The organism is Pseudomonas inefficax (assembly GCF_900277125.1).
Classification (GTDB): Bacteria; Pseudomonadota; Gammaproteobacteria; order Pseudomonadales; family Pseudomonadaceae; genus Aquipseudomonas; species Aquipseudomonas inefficax.
In genome coordinates this window covers 1-26,039 of sequence record NZ_OPYN01000191.1, presented here as the reverse complement: position 1 = coordinate 26,039, position 26,039 = coordinate 1, and the positions used below count along the sequence as shown (strand labels likewise).

General features: G+C 58.8%; 26 protein-coding genes. 14 read left to right on the top strand and 12 right to left on the bottom strand.

Annotation, left to right across the window (positions count from 1 at the left end; all coding sequences use genetic code 11):
- Nucleotides 1-101: 101 nt before the first annotated feature.
- The 8 genes from proX to JV551A3_RS23815 all read right to left on the bottom strand — a co-directional run bounded on the left by proX (nucleotide 102) and on the right by JV551A3_RS23815 (nucleotide 9,997).
- A complete protein-coding gene (gene proX / locus JV551A3_RS23850; RefSeq protein ID WP_133974634.1) occupies nucleotides 102-1,127 on the bottom strand; it encodes a glycine betaine/L-proline ABC transporter substrate-binding protein ProX in 1,026 nt (341 codons plus the stop codon).
- A gap of 48 nt (nucleotides 1,128-1,175) precedes the next feature.
- A complete protein-coding gene (gene proW / locus JV551A3_RS23845) occupies nucleotides 1,176-2,129 on the bottom strand; it encodes a glycine betaine/L-proline ABC transporter permease ProW (protein ID WP_133974632.1) in 954 nt (317 codons plus the stop codon).
- A 66-nt stretch (nucleotides 2,130-2,195) separates the two neighbouring features.
- Nucleotides 2,196-3,341, bottom strand: a complete 1,146-nt coding sequence (locus JV551A3_RS23840; RefSeq protein WP_133974630.1) for a quaternary amine ABC transporter ATP-binding protein — start codon at nucleotides 3,339-3,341, stop codon at nucleotides 2,196-2,198.
- 323 nt (nucleotides 3,342-3,664) lie between these two features.
- Complete coding sequence (locus JV551A3_RS23835; RefSeq protein WP_133974628.1) at nucleotides 3,665-5,155, bottom strand: aldehyde dehydrogenase; 1,491 nt, start codon at nucleotides 5,153-5,155, stop codon at nucleotides 3,665-3,667.
- A gap of 2 nt (nucleotides 5,156-5,157) precedes the next feature.
- Nucleotides 5,158-6,060, bottom strand: a complete 903-nt coding sequence (locus JV551A3_RS23830) for a dihydrodipicolinate synthase family protein (RefSeq protein ID WP_133974626.1) — start codon at nucleotides 6,058-6,060, stop codon at nucleotides 5,158-5,160.
- 69 nt (nucleotides 6,061-6,129) lie between these two features.
- Nucleotides 6,130-7,458, bottom strand: coding sequence for an MFS transporter (locus JV551A3_RS23825; protein ID WP_133974624.1), 1,329 nt, complete (start codon nucleotides 7,456-7,458; stop codon nucleotides 6,130-6,132).
- A 139-nt stretch (nucleotides 7,459-7,597) separates the two neighbouring features.
- The gene (locus JV551A3_RS23820; RefSeq protein ID WP_133974622.1) at nucleotides 7,598-8,917 is read right to left on the bottom strand and encodes an NAD(P)/FAD-dependent oxidoreductase; all 1,320 of its coding nucleotides are present in this window, start codon (nucleotides 8,915-8,917) and stop codon (nucleotides 7,598-7,600) included.
- A 66-nt stretch (nucleotides 8,918-8,983) separates the two neighbouring features.
- A complete protein-coding gene (locus tag JV551A3_RS23815; RefSeq protein ID WP_133974619.1) occupies nucleotides 8,984-9,997 on the bottom strand; it encodes a GlxA family transcriptional regulator in 1,014 nt (337 codons plus the stop codon).
- Nucleotides 9,998-10,322: 325 nt separating this feature from the next.
- On the opposite strand from JV551A3_RS23815, the gene JV551A3_RS23810 reads away from it, so the two are divergent.
- The 3 genes from JV551A3_RS23810 to JV551A3_RS23800 all read left to right on the top strand — a co-directional run bounded on the left by JV551A3_RS23810 (nucleotide 10,323) and on the right by JV551A3_RS23800 (nucleotide 13,807).
- Nucleotides 10,323-11,306, top strand: coding sequence for a LysR family transcriptional regulator (locus tag JV551A3_RS23810; protein WP_133974617.1), 984 nt, complete (start codon nucleotides 10,323-10,325; stop codon nucleotides 11,304-11,306).
- A gap of 218 nt (nucleotides 11,307-11,524) precedes the next feature.
- A complete protein-coding gene (locus JV551A3_RS23805) occupies nucleotides 11,525-12,760 on the top strand; it encodes an aromatic ring-hydroxylating oxygenase subunit alpha (RefSeq protein WP_133974615.1) in 1,236 nt (411 codons plus the stop codon).
- A gap of 210 nt (nucleotides 12,761-12,970) precedes the next feature.
- Nucleotides 12,971-13,807 (top strand): CvfB family protein, encoded by an 837-nt coding sequence (locus tag JV551A3_RS23800; protein WP_112253222.1) that lies wholly within the window; start codon nucleotides 12,971-12,973, stop codon nucleotides 13,805-13,807.
- On the opposite strand, the gene JV551A3_RS23795 is transcribed toward JV551A3_RS23800, so the two are convergent.
- Nucleotides 13,808-14,188 carry a hypothetical protein gene (locus JV551A3_RS23795; RefSeq protein WP_013973727.1) on the bottom strand — a complete coding sequence of 127 codons (381 nt, stop codon included), beginning with the start codon at nucleotides 14,186-14,188 and terminating at the stop codon, nucleotides 13,808-13,810.
- Between the two features lie 186 nt (nucleotides 14,189-14,374).
- On the opposite strand from JV551A3_RS23795, the gene JV551A3_RS23790 reads away from it, so the two are divergent.
- The 3 genes from JV551A3_RS23790 to def all read left to right on the top strand — a co-directional run bounded on the left by JV551A3_RS23790 (nucleotide 14,375) and on the right by def (nucleotide 16,268).
- Nucleotides 14,375-14,554 (top strand): CsbD family protein, encoded by a 180-nt coding sequence (locus JV551A3_RS23790; protein ID WP_015271319.1) that lies wholly within the window; start codon nucleotides 14,375-14,377, stop codon nucleotides 14,552-14,554.
- Nucleotides 14,555-14,775: 221 nt separating this feature from the next.
- Nucleotides 14,776-15,735: a YihY/virulence factor BrkB family protein gene (locus tag JV551A3_RS23785; protein ID WP_133974613.1), complete on the top strand. Its 960-nt coding sequence runs from the start codon at nucleotides 14,776-14,778 to the stop codon at nucleotides 15,733-15,735.
- Complete coding sequence (def, locus tag JV551A3_RS23780; protein ID WP_133974611.1) at nucleotides 15,732-16,268, top strand: peptide deformylase; 537 nt, start codon at nucleotides 15,732-15,734, stop codon at nucleotides 16,266-16,268. Before JV551A3_RS23785 ends, def begins: the two co-directional genes overlap by 4 nt.
- On the opposite strand, the gene JV551A3_RS23775 is transcribed toward def, so the two are convergent.
- Complete coding sequence (locus tag JV551A3_RS23775; RefSeq protein ID WP_133974609.1) at nucleotides 16,223-16,591, bottom strand: GNAT family N-acetyltransferase; 369 nt, start codon at nucleotides 16,589-16,591, stop codon at nucleotides 16,223-16,225. The genes def and JV551A3_RS23775 overlap by 46 nt on opposite strands.
- Before the next feature lie 354 nt (nucleotides 16,592-16,945).
- Between JV551A3_RS23775 and JV551A3_RS23770 the strand changes: the two genes are divergently transcribed.
- The 5 genes from JV551A3_RS23770 (at nucleotide 16,946) to JV551A3_RS23750 (ending at nucleotide 20,215) form a co-directional block, all read left to right on the top strand.
- Nucleotides 16,946-17,203, top strand: a complete 258-nt coding sequence (locus tag JV551A3_RS23770; protein ID WP_004375752.1) for a DUF2790 domain-containing protein — start codon at nucleotides 16,946-16,948, stop codon at nucleotides 17,201-17,203.
- 452 nt (nucleotides 17,204-17,655) lie between these two features.
- The gene (locus tag JV551A3_RS23765; RefSeq protein ID WP_133974607.1) at nucleotides 17,656-18,081 is read left to right on the top strand and encodes a YybH family protein; all 426 of its coding nucleotides are present in this window, start codon (nucleotides 17,656-17,658) and stop codon (nucleotides 18,079-18,081) included.
- Nucleotides 18,082-18,125: 44 nt separating this feature from the next.
- Complete coding sequence (locus JV551A3_RS23760) at nucleotides 18,126-18,470, top strand: YciI family protein (RefSeq protein ID WP_013973721.1); 345 nt, start codon at nucleotides 18,126-18,128, stop codon at nucleotides 18,468-18,470.
- A gap of 21 nt (nucleotides 18,471-18,491) precedes the next feature.
- Nucleotides 18,492-18,977 (top strand): SRPBCC family protein, encoded by a 486-nt coding sequence (locus JV551A3_RS23755; protein ID WP_133974605.1) that lies wholly within the window; start codon nucleotides 18,492-18,494, stop codon nucleotides 18,975-18,977.
- A complete protein-coding gene (locus JV551A3_RS23750; protein WP_133974603.1) occupies nucleotides 18,977-20,215 on the top strand; it encodes an RNA polymerase sigma factor in 1,239 nt (412 codons plus the stop codon). The genes JV551A3_RS23755 and JV551A3_RS23750 overlap by 1 nt, the downstream gene beginning before the upstream one ends.
- A 126-nt stretch (nucleotides 20,216-20,341) precedes the next feature.
- Here the strand turns inward: JV551A3_RS23750 and JV551A3_RS23745 are convergent, their stop codons facing one another.
- Nucleotides 20,342-20,812 carry a MaoC family dehydratase gene (locus tag JV551A3_RS23745; protein ID WP_112253214.1) on the bottom strand — a complete coding sequence of 157 codons (471 nt, stop codon included), beginning with the start codon at nucleotides 20,810-20,812 and terminating at the stop codon, nucleotides 20,342-20,344.
- Between the two features lie 34 nt (nucleotides 20,813-20,846).
- Nucleotides 20,847-21,791 carry an alpha/beta hydrolase gene (locus JV551A3_RS23740; RefSeq protein ID WP_133974601.1) on the bottom strand — a complete coding sequence of 315 codons (945 nt, stop codon included), beginning with the start codon at nucleotides 21,789-21,791 and terminating at the stop codon, nucleotides 20,847-20,849.
- Nucleotides 21,792-22,010: 219 nt separating this feature from the next.
- Here JV551A3_RS23740 and fadD2 point away from each other — a divergent pair, with 219 nt between their 5' ends.
- From fadD2 to JV551A3_RS23725, 3 genes are all read left to right on the top strand, one after another.
- Nucleotides 22,011-23,699, top strand: coding sequence for a long-chain-fatty-acid--CoA ligase FadD2 (fadD2, locus tag JV551A3_RS23735; RefSeq protein WP_133974599.1), 1,689 nt, complete (start codon nucleotides 22,011-22,013; stop codon nucleotides 23,697-23,699).
- Nucleotides 23,700-24,059: 360 nt separating this feature from the next.
- A complete protein-coding gene (gene fadD1, locus JV551A3_RS23730; protein ID WP_112253211.1) occupies nucleotides 24,060-25,757 on the top strand; it encodes a long-chain-fatty-acid--CoA ligase FadD1 in 1,698 nt (565 codons plus the stop codon).
- Between the two features lie 110 nt (nucleotides 25,758-25,867).
- Nucleotides 25,868-26,039 (top strand): transposase (locus JV551A3_RS23725; protein WP_133979164.1); only part of this gene is annotated, 172 nt, incomplete at its 3' end.

The following is a 26,039-nucleotide window of genomic DNA, read 5'->3' as shown; positions in this document are numbered from 1 at the left end:
CCGGTCTCCAGGCAATACTCATAGTGTGTTGGCTAACGACTGAGACAGTATTGGTGAATGGGAAAATCGAAGGCAGGCGCGCCTGCCTTCAACATTGACCGTCAGTTGCTCGCCTGGGCGCCAGCGGCTCTTGCCGATTGAAGCCATTCATCAAATTGTTGCCGATGGGCGGCTATCCACTCGCTCGTGTGGCGATGAATATCGTCCGGGCTTTTTTCACCCTGTTGCATCTTCAGGTTTTGCGCGCTTTCATCAGCGGTGCTGATCTTCATCACCGACAGGAACTTCAATGCCGCAGGATTCTTTTGCGCGAACTCCTTGTTCAGGACCGCTTCGACTTTATCTACGGCAAACCCAAGGTTCTTGCCTTTGTAAGTCGTGTCGATATCATTTTTTCCGCCGGGCAGGTCTGTTTCAGGAACCTCCAGCCAGACCACATCCTTATCTTCCACAAGCACATTGGCAATCCACTGGGGCACCCAGGTGAAGTAGAGGATCGGCTTTCCTTCCTTGTAGCGAGTAATGGTGTCGGCCATCAGGGCGAAATAGGAGCCCTGGTTGACGTGAACGGTCTTTTCGAGGCCGTAGGCCTTCATCTGATGATCAATGATAAGTTCGCAGCCCCACCCGGGGTTGCAGCCAGTCAGGTCCGCTTTGCCATCGCCGTCAGAGTCAAATAGTTTGGCAAGTTCAGGCTTTTTCAGGTCAGTGATGTACTTGATGTTATGGGCTTCAGCGGTTTTCTTGTCTATGAGGTAGCCTTGGAGCACGCCCGGCATGATCTCGCCTGTTTTCACCATGACGTCGTCGCCGCCAGCCTGCTGATAGAATTTTTCATGCAGCTTGTCCCAAAGGTGCACGGTAAAGTCCGCGTCGCCGTTGGCGAGCGCCATCATCATGACGCCGTAATCAGTCTCCTTGGGCTCTTGAACGTTATAACCGAGTTCGCGCAGGCCTTGCATTGCGATTTCACCACGGAAACGCTCTTCAGCGATCGGCGGGAATATCGGAGTAATTTTAACGCCTTCCCCGGGGTTGGTGGATGCGAGTGAACTCAGCGCTGTAATGGAGAGGTAAAGTGCAGTCGCGGTTTTAAGGGCTCGGCGCGGAATTTTTATCATGGACATGGTGGGTTCCTTAAGCGTGGAAGTGCAAAACATCATCAGGAAATGCCTTCATGCAATCTTTTCTGGCCTGGAGGATCTGCCAGTGCCGAACATGCGCAGCAGGAAACCGACAGGGCCTGTCTGGTACCATTTTCTACTCGGGTCGGTTTTAGTGCGGTCACCCATCGCCTGGGTGAGGCGGTCAAGGAAGATGGCCAGTAAAACGAGGCCGATGCCACCCACTGTTGCAAGTCCCATATCAAGCCGACCAATACCCCTCAGTACCATCTGGCCCAGGCCGCCGACCGAAATCATGGAGGCGATGACGACCATGGAAAGGGACAGCATAAGGGTCTGATTGAGGCCGGCCATCATGGTTGATGTGGCCAGTGGTAATTGCACGCGTACAAGCATCTGCCGTGGCGTGCAGCCGAATGCGCGAGCGGCTTCAATCTTGTCTTCGGGCACCTGCCGTATACCCAGATTGGTCAGGCGTACGAGGGGCGGAAGCGCAAACACGATCGTAACGAGAACCCCAGGCACGTTGCCGATACCGAACAGCATCACAACGGGGACGAGATAGACAAAAGCGGGCAAGGTTTGCATGGCATCGAGCACTGGCCTGACCACACGCTCGAGACGGTCGCTGCGAGCGCACAAGATGCCGAGAGGAATGCCTATGACGGCACAGAAGAACACCGATGTCAGGACAAGGGCCAGGGTTGTCATCGACGCTGACCATACGCCGATAAGGCCTAGCAACGTGAGGGTAATGAAGCAAAGCAGTGCCATGCGCTTTCCTGCGAGCTGCCAACCAAGCAGGCTGGATAACAGAATCCCGATAGATGGCGGAATGCTCTGCAGGAACCATTCAATGCCATTCAGGACCTGGTCGATTGGCCACCGAACAGCTCGAAAGAAGTCACGGAAGTTATGCACCAGAAAATTCAATGTGCTCGTCACCCAGTCGCCAAGAGGGATGACGGTAGTCTGAAACGGATCGAGAAAACTAAAGTCGGACATTTGAACTATCCTCATTACGCATTTCGCAAGTGAAGCACGTGCGAACTTACAGGTCTGATCGATGACTCAATGACTGCCCAGCGTTTGCAGTAATTGGTTTTTGGACAAGGTTCCCTTCAGAAATCCGTTTCGATCCAGAACTGGCACGGGGTAGGGTAGTTTTGCCGCAATGTTCAATACCTCGTGCAAAGGCGTATCAAGATATACCGGCTCTAGCTCATGCTGAGAGTAGTGGGTGTTGGTACTGTCTGCATCGACAACACTCACCAACTGGCCTTTGTCATTCAGCAGATAGCCATAGTCAATACCAGGTTTGAATTCCTTGGGCTCTTCGATATGCCGAGTGGATTCAGGGTCGAGCCGGGCCAGGTCGCCTGCTTTCAAGATTTTAGAACTGTCAAAACCTTTGAAGAATGTTCGGACATAATCATTGGCGGGTTGACTGATCAATTCTTGAGGCGTGCCAATCTGCACGACTCTACCGCCTTCCATGATTGCGATACGGTGGCCAATACGGATGGCCTCTTCGATATCATGGGAAATAAAGATAATCGTGCGCTTCTGCTCTGCTTGCAATTTGATCAATTCGCCTTGCATCTCGCTACGGATCAGCGGGTCAAGGGCAGAGAAAGCTTCGTCCATCAGCAGGATGGTTGGGTCATTAGCCAATGCGCGTGCCAAGCCTACACGCTGCTGCATGCCACCTGAGAGCTGGTGAGGATAGCTATGTTCCTGGCCAGAAAGCCCGACCTGCAGAAGCGCCTCGCGCGCGCGCTTCTGGCGTTCCGTTTCACTGACACCCGCTATTTCGAGCCCGAAGGCTGTGTTTTCGAGGACGCTCATGTGAGGCATCAGGGCGAACGACTGAAATACCATCCCCATTTCTTTGCGGCGCACATCCAGAAGTGCCTTGTCCGAAAGCCCGGTGATTTCTCGACCGTTCAGATAAATGTTTCCGGAGGTAGGCTCTATCAGTCGATTAAACAGTCGGACCAGGGTGGACTTGCCTGAACCTGACAAACCCATGATGACGAAAATTTCGCCGCGTTTCACTGACAAGGTCGCGTCGAATACACCGATAACTTGACCGGTTTTTTCGAAGACTTCCTTTTTGCTGAATCCATCTTTCACCATTTTCATGGCGATATCAGGATGGGGTCCAAAAACTTTGTAGATATGTTTGATTGAAAGAATTTCATCTGAGTGGCTCATGGCTTCCCTCCTAACTTTGATTTAGGGGATACGTTATCTTCGTTGGCCAAAGACAGTATCGACTTGGGGAGACAGTACCAAAGAGGTGGAATAGTCATGGCGGCTTCCTGGGTTTTTTATTTTTCTGGCCCCAGATGGGCATTCATAGAATTTAAGCTTATCAGGCGTTAACAACCATCAACATTTATCAGTCACTATTCATAACGTAGCGTTATCGAACGGGCTGGTTGCAATTACGCCGAAAAGAGAGGGGCCACTGCCCAGACTGGACAGTGGCCCCAACGGCGCTGAACTCCGTCAGAACAGCACCGGTCCTGCACTGGTCACGAAGCGTTGATCCAGATGGTCTTCAGCTCCGTGTACTGGTCATGGGCCCAGATGGACTTGTCACGCCCACCGAAGCCAGATTCCTTGTAGCCACCGAACGGCGTGGTTACATCCCCCTCGCCGAAGCAGTTGACCGTGACCACACCGGCGCGGATTTCCCGCGACAGGCGCAGTGCGTTGCGCAGGCTGCCGGTGTAGGCCGAGGCCGCGAGGCCGTAGACGGTGTCGTTGGCCAACTCGATCGCCTCGTCGAGGGTCTCGAAGCTGGTGACGCTCAACACCGGGCCAAAGATCTCTTCGATGAACAGCTTGTTGTCGCGGCCAATGTTGTCGACGATGGTCGGCTGCACGAACACGCCATCCTCGGTCTCGCCACCCTGCACGATGCTGAGCTTCTGCTCGGCGGCGTAATCCAGGTAGGACTTGACCTTCTCGAAGTGCGATTTGCTGACCATGGCGCCCAGGCGGTTGTCCGGGTCGAGTGGGTCGCCCAGCTTCCAGCCTTTCAGGTGCTTGGCGATCAGGCTCAGCAGTTGGTCTTTCACATCTTTGTGAACGATCAGGCGCGAAGACGCCGAGCAGTTCTCACCCATGTTCCAGAACGCACCGGCGGTGACGAACTGGGCCACTTCATCAAGGTCTTCGCAATCGTTCATGACTACGGCCGGGTTTTTGCCCCCCAGTTCCAGGACGATGCGCTTGAGGTTGGACTCGGCAGCGTATTTGAGGAACAGGCGACCGGTTTCGGTGGAGCCGGTGAAGCTGACCATCGGGATGTCCATGTGGCGACCGATGGCTTCGCCCACTTCACGGCCACCGCCAGGCACCAGGTTGAACACGCCTGCAGGAATGCCCGCCTCATGGGCCAGTTCGGCCACGCGCAGGGCGCTAAGGGTGGTTTCCTTGGCCGGCTTGACCACGATCGAGCAACCGGCGGCCAGCGACGGGGCAATCTTCCAGGCCAGCATCAGCAGTGGGAAGTTCCAAGGCAGCACCAGGCCGACTACGCCGATGGCTTCGCGTACCACCATGGTCACGGCGGCATTGCCGGTCGGGGCGGTGGCGTCGTAGATCTTGTCGATCAGCTCGGCGTGCCAGCGGATGGTGTGGATGGTTTCCGGCACGTCGACGGTCTGGCACTCGCTGACCGGCTTGCCGCTGTCGATTGCTTCCAGCACCGCCAGCTCATGGGCGTTGTCTTCCAGCAGCTGGGCGAACTTCTGCAGCACGTGCTTGCGGTCGTTCGGCTGCATCTTCGACCAAGTACCTTCCTCGAACACGCGCTTGGCCGCAGCCACTGCCACGTTGACGTCGTTGACGTCGCAGGCGGCGACTTCCGCCAGCTGCTTACCGGTGGCCGGGTTGGTGGTGACGAAGGTGCGACCGGAGATGGCATCGCGGAACTCACCGTCGATGAATGCCTTGGTGCGCAGTTGCAGATCGGCGGCGATGGCCGCGTATTGTTCCTTGCTCAGCAATTCAGCCATTTTCAGGCACCCCCAGTGATCTGTGCGATGGTGCGCTTGAGTTCGGTGACTACGCGCTCAAGCTCTTGCTTCTCGGTAGCATCCAGGTCGTACAGCGGCTTGCGCACGCTGCCGGTGCTCAGACCGTTGAGGGCGCAGCCGTACTTGATCGATTGAACGAACTTGCCACCTTCGAGGAAGTCCATCAGCGGCATCATGGCGCCCATGATCTTGCGGGCCTTGTCGAAGTTCTTCTCGATCACGCAGGCCTCGTAAAGCGCCACGTGCTCGCGCGGGATGAAGTTGGAGCCGGCGCAGACCCAGCTCTTCGCGCCCCACGCGAAGAACTCCAGGGCCTGGTCGTCCCAGCCGCAGGACAGCTGGATGTTCGGGCGCTGGATGGCAAGGCGGTGCAGTTGGGCCATGTCGCCGGAGCTTTCCTTGATGGCGACGATGTTCTTCACGTCGGCCACGGCGTCGAAGAATGCTTCACCCATGCTCACGCTCATGCGGCCTGGGTAGTTGTAGAGCATGATCGGCAGGCCGGCGGCGGCATCGACAGCTTTTACATGCAGGGCGATTTCCTGCTGGGTCGGCAGCGCGTACGGCGGTGTGCCGACCAGCAGGGCGTCGGCCTTGATTTCCTTGGCGTGCCTGGCAAAGGCCACCGAATCTTCAGTGCGGATGGCGCCAGTGCCGATGATCAGCGGCAGGCGGCCATTGAGTACGTCTTTGGCCTGGGCAGCCAGTTCCAGGCGCTCCTGGGCAGTGTGTGCGTAGTATTCGCCGGTGGAACCGCCAATGATGACGCCATGGATCTTCGACTCGACCAGGTACTCAAGCACCTCGCTGAATGCGTTTTTGTCAATCGAGCCGTCCTCGGCCAGTGGGGTAATTGCGGGGGTGTAGATACCTTCGAATTTCATGATGCCGCTCCGATTATTATCACCACAAAACAATCAGTGCCTGGCCAGGTCACCAGGCAGTGATTTCATTTAGCCAAGCGATGCAGCCTGCTGAAGATTCAGCGAGCGTGTTTCCGGGGCCAGAACCCATGACAGGAACAAGCCGAAGAATGTGATGCCGGCGGCCACGTACATCGTCTGGGCGATGCCCAGGGACTCCAGCGAGACAGGGACAAGGTAGGTTCCGACCGCTGCACCAATGCGCGAAATCGATGTGCCGGCACCGACCGCGAATGCGCGAATCTCCGTTGGGAAAATCTCGTTCGGGTAGACCAGAGTGAGCACCTGGGCTCCGCCGATGAACAGCGCATAGATGGCGAAGAACACCAGGATCCAGAGGCCTGCACCGTTGTTGGATGCGCCGAGGCACAACAGCGCCAGGCCTGAAACTGCAAAGCTGTACAGCAGCAGGTTGCGACGTCCGATCGTGTTGATGAGCCGGGTGGCGATGATGCATCCCACCACGAAGAACAAGGTGATCAGCACTGATCCGATCGAGGCGCTGTCGCCTTTCACGTTCATCGCTGTCAACACTTTGGGGGCAAAGGCATACACAGCGAAAAGCGGGATGATGCAGCATGTCCAGAACACGATGACGAACAACATGCGCTTGGCGTAGCCCGAGTAGATGAGGCTCCAGACATTGATCTTGTAGTTGGGGCTTTCCTCTGGAAGGTTGGCCAGGGAATAGTCGTTGCCGTATACACGCTTGATGACGTTCAGCGCCTCGTCCTGACGGCCTTTGCTCAGCAGCCAGCGAGGAGATTCCGGCGTGCCTATGCGTACGATGAACAGGGCCATGCCGATGATCGCCGAGCTGGCCAGCACCCAGCGCCAGGCTTCCTCCCCGCCACTGCGCAGTACCAGCTCGCCTACGATGTAGGCAGCGGCAGCGCCCGTGAACCAGAGGATCGTGAGCATCGCCAGGCGAGGGCCACGGTACTTTTTCGGCATGAACTCCACGAGGAGCGAAGTGGCGACGGGGTACTCGATGCCTACCGCGATGCCAATGACCAGCCGCAGAATAAAAATCGCCTCAGCTGTTTGAGCCCAGAACTGAGCGACGGACGCGAGAATAAAAAGAGTGGGGCCAACAAAGAACAAGCGCTTGCGGCCCAGCCGATCAGTCAGCCAGCCGCCAAGAAACCCGCCGAAAAAGATGCCGATCAACGCGGATGCGGCGATGAGGCCTTCCCAAAAGCTGTTGAGCGAAAGCGATGTGCTGATGTGCGCAAGCACTACACCGATGATGCTCAATACATAGCCGTCGACGAAAGAGCCTCCGCCTGAACGTAAGGTGAGTAGTTTGTGGAACCTGTTAAGCGGTACATCTTCTACTGAGATATTTGGACTTATCATTGTTCTCTCCTGATAAAAGACTTTTGAATGTTGGCAGTGCAACGCTGCGAACAGAGGGCGAGCACCCTCTCAAAAAACTTCAGTGAGCGATGGTTTAATTATTTTTGTCATGCAGCGAGGCCAGTCCGTAAATCTGCCCTTAAGCTTCAACGCCTGCTTTGTATTGTCCCCACATCAAGTTCAGATTGACGCCCAGGGATACCAGCGGCTCCGGCGGGTTTGCGCAGGGGCCAGGCGATTTCAGCAAGAACTCGATGAGCTCGTTATATTCACCAGCAAGCCAGTCAGCCATCAGCTTTCCAGTAGCAGTTCCACGCGTTACCCCCAGGCCGTTACAGCACAAGACCCCATAAACGTTCGGGGCCAACTGGCCGAAGTAACCCTCGTGGTTTCGAGACAACGCGAGTGCGCCGCCCCAGGTGTATTCAAGGTTTACCTCGGGCAGCATTGGGAACCGGCGCGCGAACGACTCGCGATGCCTCTTCACGAAACGCTCGATGTACTTGCTGTTGCTCCTGCCATCCGCGTTGAAGCTAAAACTGTTGCGAACCAGGATGCGATTGTCCGGTGTCCGTCTGACGGTGGTGCCGAAGGGGTCGGCGGGGATCACGCCCCAGAATGGCTTGCCGCCCAGAGCAGCCTGCTCTAGCTCGGACAATGGACGGGTGAGGCTTCCATAAGTGAAGACCGGAAGCATACGGCCTTTCAAGAAGCCGAAATGCATGCCAAACGCGTTGTTGCTCAGGATCAGTTTGCGCGCTGTGATGGAGCCGTTCTGATGTCGAAGGACAACCTTTTCACCGTATTCGACATCGATGATCGGGGTGTTTTCATACAAGACGACATTAGGCGGAAGCGAGTCTGCCAGACCTTTCACTAGCGCCGATGGCTGAATAAGTGAGGTTCCCGGCGTGAAAAGTGCTTTGCGGTAGAAGCGGGTGCCGATGTGCTCGGGCAGTGCGTCCGCTTCGATCATCTCGTAGGGTTGCCCAAGCTTGTCCAGGCCACTGCGGTATGCGTCCAACACTGCAATACCTCGAGACTCCACGGCGGCTTGATATTTGCCGCAGTGCTTCATCTGACAATCAATGTCGAACTGGTCGACCAGTTCCTTCAGGGAATTCTGACCGAACTGGTTGATCTTCAGGGTCGTCTTTGCGACATCGATATCCCCGATGTAATCATCAGCTCCGATGTCGTGCGGCAGGTCGATGGCAAAGCCTGCGTTTCGACCCGAAGAGCCCAGCCCGACTTCTTGAGCCTCGATCAGCGCGATTTGGTCATCCGGGAAATTCAGGGCGAGCTGTCGTGCCACGGCAAGGCCGGTAAAGCCCGCGCCGACGATAGCCCACCGCACGCTGGTAGTGCCCTGGTGTGCTGGTTGAACGCGACGCCCTTTGCTCAAGTGATACCATCCGCATGTATTGTCATCGGCTGGTAGAGAAGTGATTTTTGTCATTGAGGTGATCCTGAGAGGTAGGCTTCCGTCCAACGGTGCATGAGGTCGCTGACGCGTTTCGGGTCGCTACATCTCATAACGGATCTCTTTGGAAGGCGGGTGCCCAAAAAAGGCTCTGTATGACCTGCTGAAATGCGTGCATGAGACAAAGCCGCATGCGATCGACACATCAAAAATCGATGTGTTGGAATTCTGTATGAGCCGGCGAGCTTCGGTTATTCGGAGCTGGAAGTAATATTTCTGAGCCGTGGTACTCAGCTGATATTTGAACAGTCGCTGAATTTGTCGAACAGAAAGGCCAACGAGCTGGGCCAGTTGTACTTGGCTCAGCGGCTCCTCAAGATTGGACTCCATCAGCGTGATCACTTCACGCAACGGTTTGCTCACCTTGGGATGTTGGGGTTTCTGAAAACTCCGATGTTTGCTCTGATCCGAATCAAGAGTATCCAGGACGGCATTGGCCAACTCGGCACATGAGCCGTAACCCAGCCAGCGAATCATCATGTCGAACGCGCCATTCGGCGTCGCCGATGTCATTCGGTTGCGATCGAGTTCCAATGCTTCCTGGGATACTACGGCGTGGGGTGCACGCTCAGCCAAGGCGGTGCGTTGCTCCGCATGTATGGCGCAGCGGTAGCCGTCTAGTAGCCCGGCAGCGCCAAGGTACCAGGCACCATTCCAAAGGCCGCCGAGCGCGATAGGCAGCTTCGATATCTTTTTAAGCAGTGACGATAGCCAATTAGGTAAGGTGCGGGCGACACGAAGACCGCCGCATATGACTATAAGATCGAGGTCGGACAAACGAAGGTCTGTGAGTGGCGTATCAGGACGGATGGGGATGCCCAGGTCGCTCATGACCTCAGTGTGGTTGTGGCTGAAGGTATGTATGCGCACCGCACCTTGGGATATGAGATTTGCTGTAACCAGAACATCCAAAGCTTGCGTGAAGCACGGCAAAGAAAAATTTTCGAGCAAAAGGAAGCCCACTCGGGAGGACTTACGATCGCCTCGCCCGTGTGTAATGAACCCCAAGTTGCGGTCGGCGAACGTGCGGCTAAATTCTCTTGTAATTGTTTTCATTGGGGCACCTAGCAGCCCAAGCCCAATGCTTGAATTTATTTGCTGTATTGACATGTTCTGTAGATGAACAAGAGTCATCCATCAGGTTGGGCCTTAGCTTATGACCGCGTCATGACCGGGTCCAACGACTTTTCCGGGCTTTTTTGGATAACGTCTCGTTATCAGTTCGCCCCTGGAACGAGGCCTACCCTCTGCAAGATTGATAATGCCGTTCGCATAACTTAAAGTTATGCTGCTGGTAATTTTTTTACCGGTGAACGGTGCTTATCCCGCGCGTAGGATGAGCAAACAATCGAATGGGTGTGGTTCAGGAGCGGTACGAAGAATGTCGCACAAGCATGTGGATCCAGATACGCTGCTCCTCAAAATGCCCTCTCTCAGGGCAGTGAAAGCCTTCGTGGCAGCAGCCAAGTACGAAAGCTTCACCCGCGCAGCGGAAGCTTTGTGCGTTTCACAGGCCGCCATTAGCCGTCAGATCCGCGAGCTTGAAGAGTACCTCAACGCGCCACTGTTCATTCGCGTGGGGCGTGCCGTTGAACTCACGCCAGCAGGGGCTGTGTTTTTCGATGCTTCGCAAATTTCTTTCGTGAATATCGCTCAGGCGGCAGAACGTATCAGGAATGCACCTGTCGACAAGCACGTTCTGACGATATCGTGTTCTCCCGCATTTTCAGCACTTTGGCTTTCAAATCATATCCAGGATTTTCGTTCGAAGAATCCTGATATTGAGCTTAATCTGATTACCACGCAGAATTTTCACGCTCGCGAACCGGGCGTGGAGCCCGATATTGTTGTTTCAAAATTCGTCAATGTAGGCGAGGGGTATAAAGTATATCCGCTCTGTCATGACATCATTTACCCCGTGTGTTCGCCTGAGTATCTTGACCGCCATCCTGACATCACTACCTTGGAAGGGCTGCGCAGCGCTGAACTTCTGGACTTGAGCCCCTATGGCCGGTCAGGTGTAGCCGAGCATGTCGACTGGAGTGTATGGCTAGCATTCCAGAATATTGATATTGATGAGAGAGACCCTCAGAGTCCGCCAATTTTCCATGCGAATGATTATAATCTGATTACCAATATGGTGCTTTCACATCAGGGTGTGGCACTCGGCTGGAATCATTTGGTAGCGCACATGGTTGAGACTGGGCGGATGGTGAAGCCGGTCAAAGAGCAGGTCACGCTGCGCAATAGCCTTCATTACTTGGCGTGTCGTGAAGATACGGTGGCAAAAGACGCTTGTGCGCGGGTCAGAGATTGGATCATGACCAAGTTTTCAGCGTGGAAAGTTCAAGCCCGAAATGGATAACCTGACATTATCGATTCGACCCAGAAAATGTAGTTTGAGTGGTTGCTGAGTACAGATATACCCTGTGTGCGCGCGTGATCAACAATAATCCGTTTATCAACGGAGCACTCGATCTTTGCCTGGGCTTCGCGCGCGGCTTTTTACAAGAATCTATTTACAAGAATAATGTTTCAGTCGTTTGTGCCGGCCTGGAATGGCATGGTGCATGGAGGATAATAATGAACAGCAATGAATCCGTCATTAGCCTGATCAAGCAACGCAAGGCTCGCCATGTGTTGCCCCGTGAGCTTTATTTCGACCCTGTGGTTTATCGTCAGGACCTCGAACACATCTGGCATAAAGACTGGGTCTTTGCTGGACACACCTTCGAAATTCCCAAGACCGGCCAGTATTTCACCCTGCAGATCGGCGACTATCCGGTAGCCGTTGTACGGGGCAAGGATGGTGAAGTTCGAGCCTTCCACAACGCCTGTCGGCACCGAGGCGCCAAGGTCTGCGAACATGCAAGCGGCAAGGTGGCCAAGCTGGTCTGCCCCTACCACAAATGGACATTCGAGCTCGATGGCAACCTGATCTATGCAGGCAACATGGGCAACGACTTTGATCGCTCGAACTACGGCCTGAAGACCGTTCATGTCGAGGTAGTACACACCTACATCTATGTCTGCGTCGCCGAAGAGGCACCCGACTTCTCTAGCTTCCGTGCAGCGGTGACCCCGTTCATCGCGCCGCATTTTCTGGAAAACTGCAAGGTCGCCTTCGAATCGAACCTGATCGAAAAGGGCAACTGGAAGCTGGTCTTCGAAAACAACCGTGAGTGCTACCACTGCGACGGCACCCACCCTGAGCTGCTCAACTCCTTCGTGGAAAACTTGTCGGTCGCAGGTGTCGGCGGTGATGATGACCCGGAGCTTGTGGCTCACTGGGATCGGTGTGAAGCGGCAGGCATGCCAAGCCGCTTGAACATGGACCCCAAGGGGCGTTTCCGTATGACCCGCATTCCGCTCTCCGCTGGTGCGGTGAGCTACACAATGGATGGCAAGCCTGCAGTTGCAGGTCGGTTGGACAAGAGCGGTGAACCGGACATCGGTGCTCTGCTTTACTTCAATTACCCGTCGACCTGGAACCATTTTCTCGGCGATCACGCGTTGAGTTTCCGGGTTCTGCCGATCGGCCCGGGCGAAACCCTCGTGACCACCAAGTGGCTGGTGCCGGAGGCTGCCGTCGAGGGTGTCGACTACGATCTGGAGCGCCTGACCAAAGTATGGTTGGCGACCAACGACCAGGATCGTCGCCTGGTTGAAGGCACCTTTGCGGGTGTTTCCTCACCTGCCTATGAGCCAGGGCCATTCTCCGAAAACGCTGAAAACGGTGTTTGCCAGTTCGACGATTGGTACTGCGAGACCATGCTGGAGCGTCTGGAAGGGCGTCCCCAGTTGAAGTCGGTCGGCTAATGCAGGCCGCGACGGCGCCTTCGGGCGCCGTTTTCGTTTGTCCTGGCACAACGGCGATGCACTGGCCAGCGAATTCGGTGTGAACGGTGAAGTGTTGCTGTCTCAGGAAGGGGGCGGGCGTGGACCTTTGGGCAGAGCTAAGCTTTCGAGCTTTGACACCGGCAGGTGTATGTCTGGAAAATAGCCACCTTGTCTTGAGGAACATCGGAAATGGCTCTGCTTGGGCGTTACAACAGTTTGCAAATCGTGAAACACGTGGACTTCGGCCTGTATCTGGACGGCGGCGCCGACGGCGAGATCCTGCTGCCCGGGCGCTACATCCCGAAAAACGCCGAAACCGAGGTCGATGACTGGCTGAACGTGTTCATCTACCTGGACAGCGAAGACCAGCTGATCGCCACCACCGAGAAGCCCAAGGTGCAGGTTGGCGAGTTTGCCAGCCTCAAGGTCAAGGACATCAACGGTGCCGGCATCTTCCTCGACTGGGGCCTGTCCAAGGACCTGCTGATGCCGTACTCGGAAGAGGCGCGGCCGCTGAAGATCGGCGACTACTGCGTGGTGCACGTGTACCTCGACAAGCGCACCCGCCGCATCACTGCCACCTCACGACTGGACCGCTACCTGGACCGCACCCCGGCGGACTACCAGGTGGGCCAGCCAGTCGAGCTGCTGGTGGCCGGCGAGACGCCGATGGGCTTCAAGGCGATCATCAACAACCGCCACTGGGGCCTGATCCACAAGAACGAGGTGTTCAAGTTCCTGCGCTCGGGCATGCACGAGAAGGGCTTCATCAAGGAAGTGCGCCAGGACGGCAAGATCGCCCTCAGCCTGCAACCGGTCGGCGCGGCCCTGGCCGACAGCCTGCAGGAGCAGATCATGGCGCGCCTGGATGCCGAAGGCGGGGTGCTGAACGTGAGCGACAAGAGCGACCCGGCGCTGATCAGCAAGCTGTTCAACGTCAGCAAGGGCAACTTCAAGAAGGCCATTGGCGGGTTGTTCAAGCAGGGCCGCATCGTCATCCATGACGATCGCATCGAAAAGGCCTGATCAGGCCTGCACGAAGGTACGGAAGTCCAGCTGCTCGCCACCGGGGCGGGTGTCGCGCAGCAGCGAGTCGCGGTCGGCACTGAGGGCCAGGCTGATGGTCGAGCGGCGCTTGCCCGGGTTGCGCACTTCCATTTGTTCCTGGTGAGCGCGCAGGAAGTTGGTCGGCACCTTCAGGTGCTGCAGCTCGTCGCTTTCCGGGGTGTGCAGCAGCAGGTTGACCCAGTCGGGCTGGCCCTTGCGCAGCAGAGCCACCGGCACCTCGAACCACCACAGGTTGCGCTTGCGGTCGAGGATGGCGAACAGGGTGTTGCTGCTGGTCAGGACCGGGCGGGCCAGTGCTTCGTTGCGCCGGGCGATGGCGGCGGGTTTGTCGAGTTTCATGCAGGTTCCTGCGGGTTGACGCTATGAAGGCCTGCATTGTGAGGGGTGGCGTGTAGCGGAGCAAGGTTTGCCAACCGCCTTGCCGCTCGGTTCGAAGGCAAAAAAACTCTTGGAACGCTTGGCTAAGGTGTCAGGTCCACCGACTGTCGGCACGGTCCATGTGCCCCCAATTGCAGGAGTTTTGCCATGAGCGGTACCAAAGACAAAGCGAAAGGCCTGGCCAACGAAGCGATCGGCAACGTCAAGCAGGGTGTCGGCAAAGTGACCGACAACGAGCGGCTGCGGGCCGAGGGCGAGGCACAGGAGCTCAAGGGCGAGGGGCAACAGATCAAGGGCAACGTGAAGGACGCGGTGAAAAAGCCTTGATGTGAGTGGTCTGCCCCGGCCTTTTTCGCGGGCACGCCCGCTCCCACAGGTACTGCATGGTGCGTGAAGTCTGTGCAGGACCTGTGGGAGCGGGTTTGCCCGCGAAAAGGCCGGTACTGGCGTAAGCAAATTCTTGCAGCATGGCCGGGATCAGCACAGTAACGGCATGGTCTATTAGACTTACCCATGTACTCACGAATCAAGCGGCGAAAGGAGACGCTATGATTTTCCCCGACCTGCGCGGCCTGCCCCTGCACCGCGTGCTGGTACGCACCGTCAAGGAATTTCTCGACGACGAGATGTCGACCTACGCTTCCGCGTTGGCTTACCAGATGCTGTTCTCTCTGTTTCCCTTCCTGCTGTTCCTGATCGCCCTGATCGGTTTCCTGCACCTGCCGGACTTCTTCTCCTGGCTGCGACTGCAATCGGAACTGGTGCTGCCACCCCAGGCACTTGAACAGGTCAACCCGGTGATCGACCAGTTGCAGCAGTCCAAGGGCGGGCTGCTGTCGGTGGGTATCGTGATTGCCCTGTGGACCGCATCGGCCGGTGTGCGCCTGATGATGAGCGCGATGAACGCCGCCTACGATGTGCCCGAGGGCCGCCCGGTATGGAAGCGCATTCCGTTGTCGATCATCTACACAGTGGGCATTGCCGGCATGCTGCTGGTGGCTGCGGCGCTGATGGTGCTGGGGCCACAGGTGATGGAGTGGATTGCCGCCCAGGTCGGCATGCAGGAGGTGATCGTCACCGTGTGGACCATCCTGCGCTGGCCGGCGATCATCATCCTGATGATGGTGGCGGTGGCGCTGATCTATTACGTGATGCCGGATGTGAAGCAGGAATTCCGCTTCATCACACCAGGCTCGGTGCTGGCGGTGGTGGTGTGGATCCTGGCGTCGCTGGGCTTTGCCTACTACGTGAAGACCTTTGCCGATTACAACGCCATGTACGGCAGTATCGGTGCAATCATCGTGCTATTGCTGTATTTCTATATCTCCGCCGCCGTTTTGCTGCTGGGTGCGGAGATGAATGCGGTGATCGAGCACATGTCGAGCGAGGGCAAGAACCCTGGCGAGAAGGACGTCGATGAGCACAAGCCCGGCGAAACCATTACCGTGCTGGGCCATGAGCACCCTGTACCTAGCGAGCATCAATCTTCCGAGCCGAACCCCCGATGATCCGTGACATTCTCAAGATGGGCGACGAACGCCTGCTGCGCATCGCCCCGCCAGTGCCCGAACATATGCTCGGCAGCGCCGAACTGCAGCAACTGATCGACGACATGTTCGAAACCATGCGCCATGTGGGCGGCGTGGGCCTGGCCGCGCCACAGATCGGCATCGACCTGCAGCTGGTGATCTTCGGCTTCGAGCGCAGCGAGCGTTACCCGAATGCCGAACCGGTGCCGCAGACTATCCTGCTCAACCCGGTCATCACGCCGACGTCCAGCGAGATCGAGGACGGTTGGGAAGGCTGCCTGTCGGTGCCTGGCCTGCGCGGCTTGGTGCCGCGTTTCAAGCACATCTGCTATGAAGGCATCGACCCCCAGGGCAACCCGATCAACCGCTTTGCCGACGGCTTCCATGCGCGGGTGGTGCAGCATGAATGCGACCACCTGATCGGCCGGCTGTACCCGTCACGCATCCAGGACTTTTCCCGCTTCGGCTACACCGAGGTGCTGTTCCCCGGGCTCGACGCCAGCGACGACTGACCTCGTTGCAGTGCCACCAGGCGCTTGCTGCGCTGGTAGCGCTGCAGGCGGCCAGCCAGGGCTTGCGGCAGCTGCTGGGCGATGTCGAAGCCCTGGCGCTGGTAGAAGGGCGCAAGGTCCGGGTGGCAGAACAGCCAGGTGGGCCCGCCAACCTGCGCCAGCGCCGCCTCGACCAAACGCCTGGCCACCCCTTGGCTGCGCCGTTGCGGGTCGACGAACAACCCGGTCAGCCAGAAGCCATCGCCTACCGGACTCAGGCTCAAGCCCGCGATGATGCCGGGACCCCGCGCCACCCACAGCTCAGCATCGCCCGCAGCACGCATGCGTGAGCCGTGCTGGCGGTAAAAGTGGTCCAGCAGCCGGCGTTCCGGGGCCGAAAGTTTCGAACAATGCAAATTTTCAGAAATTGCGCGCCCTGCCCTGAAAGGTGGCCAGAGGCTCTGGCCCGATATTTTGCGGTGAACTTGTCGCAGATTGTTGCATATCTGGCAAGGGTGAATGTCCTAGTTCGGGGTTCAACTATTCCGGGCCGGGAGTAGACTTTTATCCATCCCCACTGGCAGTACGAAGCGGGATCGGTACTTCGTGCCATCTTCATCGCAGATGGCAACTTCTCCGCGCCGAGCACGGCAATAGAAGTCAATCGATCAGCTTGAATGCTCAAAAGGCAAACTCACATGAAACCATTACTGATTCTTGCATTGGTCGGTATGTCCTCGTTCGCCCTCGCCGATGAGGCCAGACCCGTCTCCAGCGAGCCCGTCGCCCAGCAGTACGACTACTCCATGAACCTGGACATCAAGCGGGTGATCAACCTGTCGACCATCCCCAACGTCTGCGAAGTGGTACCTGCGACCATGACCTATGAAGACCACCAGGGCCAGGTGCACACCATCCAGTACCGGGCCATGGGGGAGGGTTGTCAGCAGGGTTGAGCCTGCCAAGGGCCCGCCACAGCATTTTCAGCGCTTGTGAGGTCGAGCGCCGCCCGCGCGGCGCTTCGCAGCACAAGGCTGCTCCTACATCTGTTTCTGGCCAGTAACGCCTGTGCCAGAGCACGTGAACGCCTTGTTTGTCCGCCACGATATCGAGGGGGACGCCAAGGGACCGCGCGCCTTTGCCTCAGGATTAATTGGCCCGAAACAGGGGTAGGAGCAGCCTTGTGCTGCGAAGCGCCGCGCGGGCGGCGCTCGGTCTCACAGGCGCCACATCACCCAAGGCATGCACCTTGTCGCCCCTACGCAATCCCCCGATATGCATTTCAAACCACAACCAACCCAGAATAATTTCCTCGACCTGTCGATTCCTCCGTCCCCCGTTCGACCATAGGTGAAAGCACGCCGCACCGCGTGCCCAATCACCCAATGACCTGTCGGAGGAACCCCCGATGAGCACCGCAGCCGAAACCGAGATCCGCCAATTGATCGAGCGCTGGATGCAGGCCGTGCGCGACCGCGACATCCCCAACATCGTCGCTCCCTATGCCGACGACATCGTCGCCTTCGATGCCATCCAGGCCCTGCAGTTCAAAGGCAAGGCAACCTACCAGGCGCACTGGGAAATGTGCATGGGCATGTGCCCCGGCCCGATGGTTTTCGAGTTCGCCGAACTTACCGTGCATGCCGCTGGCGACCTGGCCCTGGCCCACTGGTTGAACCGCTGTGGCCCTGCGGACAATGAAAGCCAGTGCGGCTTCATGCGCGCCACCGTGGGCTATCGTCGTCAAGGTGACCAGTGGCAGGTCATCCACGAACACTGGTCGGCGCCGTTCGACATGGAAACCCAGAAAGCCCTGTTCGATCTCAAGCCCTGAGCCGTTATCGCCAAACGCACTTTGCCAAAACCCTGGAGGCGACCATGAAATACCTGTGCCTGGTCTATTGTGACGAGGGGCTGCTGCACAGCCTGCCCGACAGCCCGGAAGACGCCGAATGCATGGCGTATGCCGAATCCATCCAAGGCTCCGGGCGAATGCTGGCGGCCGAGGCGCTGAAGCCGGTGCAGACCGCCACCACAGTGCGCATGCGCAACGGGCACATGAGCCTGACCGATGGCCCGTTCGCCGAGACCAAGGAGCAACTGGCGGGCTTCTACCTGGTGGAAGCCCGCGACCTGAACGAGGCGCTGAACATCGCCAAGGGCATCCCCGCCGCGCGGGTCGGCAGTGTCGAGGTGCGGCCGGTGCGCGAACTGCAACCCTGACAGCAATGGAGACTTACCTGCATGAGCCTTACACACCCCGCGCAAGTGCAACACGAGTTGTCCATCAGCCGCCTGATCGACGCGCCACCGGCCAAGGTGTTCCGCGCCTGGACCGACCCCCAGTGGCTGATGCAGTGGTGGGGGCCGCACGGCATGACCACACCGGAGTGCGAGATGCAGTTGTGGATCGGTGGCCTGTTCCGCACTCTGATGCGGGCGCCGGATGGCAGCGAGTACCCGAATCAGGGCGTGTTCCTGGAAATCGCCGCGCCTCGGCGGCTGGTGTTCACCGATGCTTTCGGCCCAGGCTGGGTACCTTCGGACAAAGCCTTCATGACTGCCGTGATCAGTTTTGACGAGGAGCAGGGCAAAACCCGTTACACCGCCCGCGCCTGGCACTGGAACGCCGCCGATTGCCGCGCCCATGAGGAAATGGGCTTTCACCAGGGCTGGGGAGAAAGCCTGGACCGCCTGGTGGAGGTGGTGACCCAGCGGATGCCCGACTGATGACGGCATTGGCGCAAGTGCGTGCTGAGGTCGAGGCGGTCTACCGGAGCGAGTCACGGCGCATCCTGGCGACGCTGATTCGCCTGCTGGGTGATTTCGACCTGGCCGAGGAGGCCATGCACGACGCCTTCTTCATCGCCGTCGAGCGCTGGCAGCGCGACGGTATTCCCGATAACCCGCGGGCGTGGCTGGTCTCCACCGGCCGCTTCAAGGCCATCGATGCGCTGCGCCGGCGCGCCCGTTTCGACCGTTCCCAGACGGACCTGAGCATCCAGCTCGACGGCCACGCGCAGGACCCAAGCGAAGAAGAGCTGTTGGCCGACGACCGCCTGCGGCTGATCTTCACCTGCTGCCACCCGGCGTTGTCCGCCGATGCCCAGGTACCGCTGACCCTGCGTGAAGTCTGCGACCTGACCACCGAGCAGATCGCTCGCGCTTTCCTGCAGAGCCCGGCCACCATCGCCCAGCGTATCGTGCGTGCCAAGGCCAAGATCCGCGATGCCGGCATCCCTTATCAGGTGCCGGAGCTCAGCGAACTGCCCGAGCGCCTGGAGAGCGTATTGCGGGTGATCTACCTGGTGTTCAACGAGGGCTATTCGGCGTCGTCGGGCGAGGCGCTGTTGCAGCAGGAACTGAGCGATGAAGCCATTCGCCTGGCGCGGCTGCTGGTGCAATTGCTGCCCGACCCGGAGGCGGTCGGCCTGCTGGCCTTGATGTTGCTGCAGGCATCCCGGCAGCGGGCGCGTACCGATGGCCAGGGCAACCTGGTATTGCTCGAGCAGCAGGACCGTAGCCTGTGGGACCGGCAACGCATTGCCGAAGGCTGCGAGCTGGTGCGCCAAGCCCTGCAAAGCCGCGCGTTCGGTGCGTATACCGTGCAGGCGGCAATAGCGGCAGTGCATGCCGAAGCGGCGACGGCGGAAGAGACCGACTGGGTGGAAATTGTCGGGCTTTATGACGTGCTGCAGCGGCATTGGCCGTCGGCGGTGGTGGAACTGAACAGGGCTGTTGCGTTGGCCAAGCGGGATGGGCCGGAGGTTGGCTTGCAGGCGGTCGAAGGGATTCTGGCGAGGGGGGAGTTGCTGGACTATCACCTGGCGCATGCGACGCGGGGCGAGCTGCACTACCAGTTGGGGCATATTGAAGAGGCCCGTGCGGCCTGGCAGCAGGCGCTGGCGCTGACCCGGCAGGAGCCGGAGCGCAGGCATATCGAGCGGCGGTTGCGGGCGATCGAATGATGTTGGCTGCGCCGGCCTCTTCGCGGGTAAACCCGCTCCCACAGGATTGCGTCACGGCTTGATGCTGTGAGGTCCTTGTGGGAGCGGGTTTACCCGCGAAAGGGCCGGTACTGCCTGCATCAATCTTCAGCTAGCCACAAAATTCGGCGGCGACACCAGTTCGACGGTCTGCTGCTTGCGCGGTGCAAGGATCTCGGCCTCACCGGCAACCACCAGCTCATCATTCTGGTTGTACACATTGGTGGCGATGCGCACCTTGAACTTGGGCAGCTTCTCCAGGATTTCCAGACGCACGGTCAGGGTATCGCCAATTTTCACCGGCTTCTGGAAGCTCATCTGCTGGCCCAGGTAGATAGTGCCAGGGCCAGGCAGGGTGCAGGCCACTGCAGCACTGATCAGCGCGCCGCTGAACATGCCGTGGGCAATGCGCTCGCGGAACATGCTCTTGGCAGCGAACTCGGCGTCCAGGTGTACCGGGTTGTGGTCACCGGACATCGCGGCGAACAACTGGATGTCGCGTTCTTCGACGGACTTCTTGTACTCGGCCTTGTCGCCGACTTCGAGGGCTTCGTAAGGCGTGTTGGTGACCTGGGACATCGGGGCTTCCTTAAGCGGTAGGCGAGGGCGGCTGTCATTCACTGCGCACAGGGCGGCCTAGGGCCAGTGCCTGTTCGAGCCAGCCGAGAATATCGGCGGTGACCTCGTCACGGTTGGTTTCGTTGAGTACTTCGTGCCGCGCCTCAGGATAGACGCGCAGCTGTACATGTCGATTGCCGGTCGCGCGCAGGGCGTCGGCCAGAAGGGTGAGACGCTTGCCGGCACTGACCGGATCACATTCACCACCGATTACCAGCAGTGGCAGGTTCGGATCGATCTGCGCGAGGTTACTCGGCTGGCTGATCTGCGCCAAGCCTTGCAGCAGGTCGAGCCACAATTGATTGCTGCAGCGAAAGCCGCACAGCGGGTCGTTGACGTACAGGTCGACCTGCGCCGGGTCGCGGCTGAGCCAGTCGAACGCCGTGCGGTTGGGCTTGAAAGCCTTGTTGAACGAGCCGAACGACAACCACTCGATCAACGCGCTCTTGCCCAGCGGCCCCTGGCGCCAGGCCTCCAGCCGGGCAATCAGCCGCGCCACGCGGTACAGCGCCGCCGGCTGGTAGTTGGAGCCGCTGAGGATCGCCCCATGCAGGCTGCCACTGTGGTGCAGCAGATAGGCCTGGGCGATGTAGCTGCCCATGCTGTGGCCGAACAGGAACAGCGGCGTGCCCGGGTATTGCTGGCCGATGTGCTGGGCCAGCAGCCCGAGGTCGTTGACTACGGCATTCCAGCCATGATGGCGGGCGAACAGGCCGAGGCTGCCCAGTTCGGCGGTGCGCCCATGGCCGCGCTGGTCGGCGGCGAACAGAGCGAAGCCGGCCTCGCTCAGGGCATGGCCCAGGTGCTGGTAGCGCCCGGCATGCTCGGCCATGCCGTGGGCCAGCAGCACCACGGCTTTTATCGGTTGGGCCGGCAACCATTGGTGCACATACAGGCTGCAGTGCTCGCTGGCGGGCAACCAGAAGGCGTCGTGAGGCATGGCGGGTCCTTGTGCGCACAGGTACCCGAACAGTGTATGCACAACCGACCGGATTGCAGGAAGAGCACAAATAAGATTCACAATGTTAATGGCGGCACTTGGCGTGTATGCCGCCTTGGGCTTACCTGCTAACGTCGGGTCAACGCCTTTTCGCTTTCGGGCGGGCAGGTGAAAGGACTACAGGACTCACAACAGGTCCAGGCAGAGGAACAATAATAAATGCAAGCCGACTTCTGGAATGACAAGCGCCCGGCGGGCGTGCCCTCCACCATCGACATCAATGCCTACACCTCGGTCGTCGAGGTGTTCGAGCGCTCCTGCAAACGTTTCGCCGACCGCCCGGCCTTCAGCAACCTGGGCGTGACCCTGACCTACGCAGAGCTGGAGCGCCAATCGGCGGCCTTCGCCGCCTGGCTGCAGCAGCACACCGACCTCAAGCCGGGCGACCGCATCGCGGTGCAGATGCCCAACGTGCTGCAATACCCCATCGCCGTGTTCGGTGCCCTGCGCGCAGGCCTGATCGTGGTCAACACCAACCCGCTGTACACCGAGCGCGAGATGCGCCACCAGTTCAAGGACAGCGGCGCGCGTGCGCTGGTGTACCTGAACATGTTCGGCAAGCGCGTGCAGGAGGTGTTGCCCGATACCGGCATCGAGTACCTGATCGAGGCCAGGATGGGCGACATGCTGCCCACCGCCAAGGGCTGGCTGGTCAACACAGTGGTCGACAAAGTGAAGAAGATGGTCCCGGCCTATCAGCTGCCCCAGGCGGTGTCGTTCAAGCAGGTGCTGCGCCAGGGCCGCGAGCTGTCGCACAAGCCGGTGCCGCTCAGCCTGGACGACACTGCCGTGCTGCAATACACCGGCGGCACCACCGGCCTGGCCAAGGGCGCCATGCTCACCCACGGCAACCTGGTGGCCAACATGCTGCAGGTACTGGCCTGCTTCTCGCAGCACGGGCCGGACGGGCAGAAGCTGATCAAGGATGGCCAGGAGGTGATGATCGCGCCGCTGCCGCTTTACCATATCTATGCCTTTACCGCGAACTGCATGTGCATGATGGTCACCGGCAACCACAACGTGCTGATTACCAACCCGCGGGATATCTCCGGCTTCATCAAGGAGCTGGGCAAATGGCGTTTCTCCGCCTTGCTGGGCCTGAACACGCTGTTCGTCGCACTGATGGACCACCCGGGCTTCCGCCAGCTCGACTTTTCGGCGCTGAAGGTCACCAACTCTGGCGGCACCGCGCTGGTCAAGGCTACCGCCGAGCGCTGGGAGGCGCTTACCGGTTGCCGCATCGTCGAAGGCTACGGCCTGACCGAAACCTCACCGGTGGCCAGCACCAACCCCTATGGCCAGCTGGCGCGCCTGGGCACGGTGGGCATCCCGGTGGCGGGCACCGCCTTCAAGGTGATCGACGATGACGGCAACGAGCTACCGCTGGGCGAGCGGGGCGAGCTGTGCATCAAGGGGCCGCAGGTGATGAAAGGCTACTGGCAGCAGCCCGAGGCCACGGCCCAGGCCCTGGATGCGGAGGGCTGGTTCAAGACCGGCGACATCGCAGTGATCGACCCGGACGGCTTCACCCGCATCGTCGACCGCAAGAAGGACATGATCATCGTCTCGGGTTTCAACGTGTACCCCAACGAGATCGAGGACGTAGTGATGGGGCACCCCAAGGTTGCCAACTGTGCGGCCATCGGCGTGCCGGACGAGCGTTCCGGCGAGGCGGTCAAGTTGTTCGTGGTACCGCGTGAGGGCGGGCTGAGCGTGGATGAGCTGAAGGCCTACTGCAAGGCCAACTTCACCGGCTACAAGGTGCCCAAGCACATCGTGCTGCGTGAGTCGTTGCCAATGACGCCGGTGGGCAAGATCCTGCGGCGGGAGCTGCGCGATATCGCTTGATACCGAGGTGGCTTCTTCGCGGGTGAACCCGCTCCCACAGTGGGCTTGCAGTTTTCAAGGCCTGTGCAGTACCTGTGTGGGAGCGGGTTCACCCGCGAATGCTTTCAAACCGCTCTAACAAGCTATTTACAGCCCGATCTGCGACATTTTGGATAAATACTCTAAAAATGACCTGTATTGTTCATTGAGTCATTTTTGTGACCGTGAGGCCTGTTTTGGCCTCTAGGCGACCCCTGGCAAAGCTGTTACTCTCGGCCCGCTTTCAGATGATCCGGTTTGCAATGAGCCGTCATCACATATCAATAATAAGCGCATCGACGCGTGAATCGAACTTCGCTGTTGCTGAAGGAGTGGGCTTCCATGATCGAACATTTTTGGAAGGATAAGTACCCAGCCGGGATTACGGCGGAAATCAATCCTGACGAATTCCCCAATATCCAGGCGGTACTCAAGCAATCCTGCCAACGCTTTGCCGACAAACCGGCCTTTAGCAACCTGGGCAAGACTATCACTTATGGCGAGCTGTATGCGCTGTCGGGGGCGTTTGCCGCCTGGCTGCAGCAACATACTGACCTCAAGCCAGGTGACCGCATTGCCGTGCAGCTGCCTAACGTATTGCAATACCCGGTGGCGGTATTCGGTGCCATGCGTGCCGGGCTGATCGTGGTCAACACCAACCCGCTGTACACCGCACGGGAAATGGAGCATCAGTTCAACGACTCGGGCGCCAAGGCGCTGGTGTGCCTGGCCAACATGGCCCACCTGGCCGAGAAGGTGGTGCCCAAGACTCAGGTCAGGCATGTCATCGTCACCGAAGTGGCCGACCTGCTGCCGCCGCTCAAGCGCCTGCTGATCAACAGCGTGATCAAGTACGTGAAGAAGATGGTGCCAGCCTACAACCTGCCGCAGGCCGTGCGCTTCAACGACGCACTGGCGCTGGGCAAGGGCCAGCCGGTGACCGAGGCCAACCCGCAGGCCAACGACGTGGCGGTGCTGCAGTACACCGGTGGTACCACCGGCGTGGCCAAGGGCGCGATGCTGACCCACCGCAACCTGGTGGCCAACATGCTGCAGTGCCGGGCGCTGATGGGCTCCAACCTGCACGAAGGCTGCGAAATCCTCATCACCCCGCTGCCGCTGTACCATATCTACGCCTTTACCTTCCATTGCATGGCGATGATGTTGATCGGCAACCACAACGTGCTGATCAGCAACCCGCGTGACTTGCCGGCCATGGTCAAGGAGCTGGGCAAATGGAAGTTCAGTGGTTTCGTCGGCCTCAACACCTTGTTCGTTGCCTTGTGCAACAACGAGGCGTTCCGTGCCCTGGACTTCTCGGCGCTGAAGATCACCCTGTCCGGCGGCATGGCCCTGCAACTGAGCGTGGCCGAGCGCTGGAAGGCCGTGACCGGTTGCGCCATCTGCGAAGGCTATGGCATGACCGAGACCAGCCCGGTGGCCGCGGTGAACCCGTCGGAGGCCAACCAGGTCGGCACTATCGGTATTCCGGTACCCTCGACCCTGTGCAAGGTGATCGACGACGCTGGCAACGAATTGCCGCTGGGCGAAGTTGGTGAGCTGTGCATCAAGGGCCCTCAGGTGATGAAGGGCTACTGGCAGCGCGAGGATGCCACTGCCGAGATCCTCGACAGCAATGGCTGGCTGAAGACCGGTGACATCGCCGTGATCCAGGCGGATGGCTACATGCGCATTGTCGACCGCAAGAAGGACATGATCCTGGTCTCGGGCTTCAACGTGTACCCCAACGAGCTGGAAGATGTGCTGGCGGCCCTGCCAGGCGTGCTGCAGTGCGCGGCCATCGGCGTACCGGACGAGAAGTCCGGTGAAGTGATCAAGGTGTTCATCGTGGTCAAGCCGGGCATGACCGTGACCAAGGAGCAGGTGATGGAGCATATGCGTGCCAATGTCACCGGCTACAAGGTCCCACGCCAGATCGAGTTCCGCGACGCATTGCCGACCACCAACGTTGGCAAGATCCTGCGCCGTGAACTGCGCGATGAAGAGCTGAAGAAGCAGGGGCTGAAGAAGATCGCCTGACCTTCTGAATCTCTGCTGGCTTTACTGGCCTCATCGCCGGCAAGCTGAACTGGCCTAATGATCCCGGACACCTCTTAAGGGCGATATGATTCGCCCAATCAGGAGGTTTCATGCAAGAACGAAAGACCTACACCCGCGAGTTCAAGCAACGTGCCGCCAGCATGGTTCTAGATGACCACTGCTCGATTCCCGACGTCTGCGCATCAATGGACGTCGGCCCTACAGCCCTGCGCCGCTGGGTTGATCAGGTACGTAAAGAGCGACAGAAGGGCCAGCCAGTAG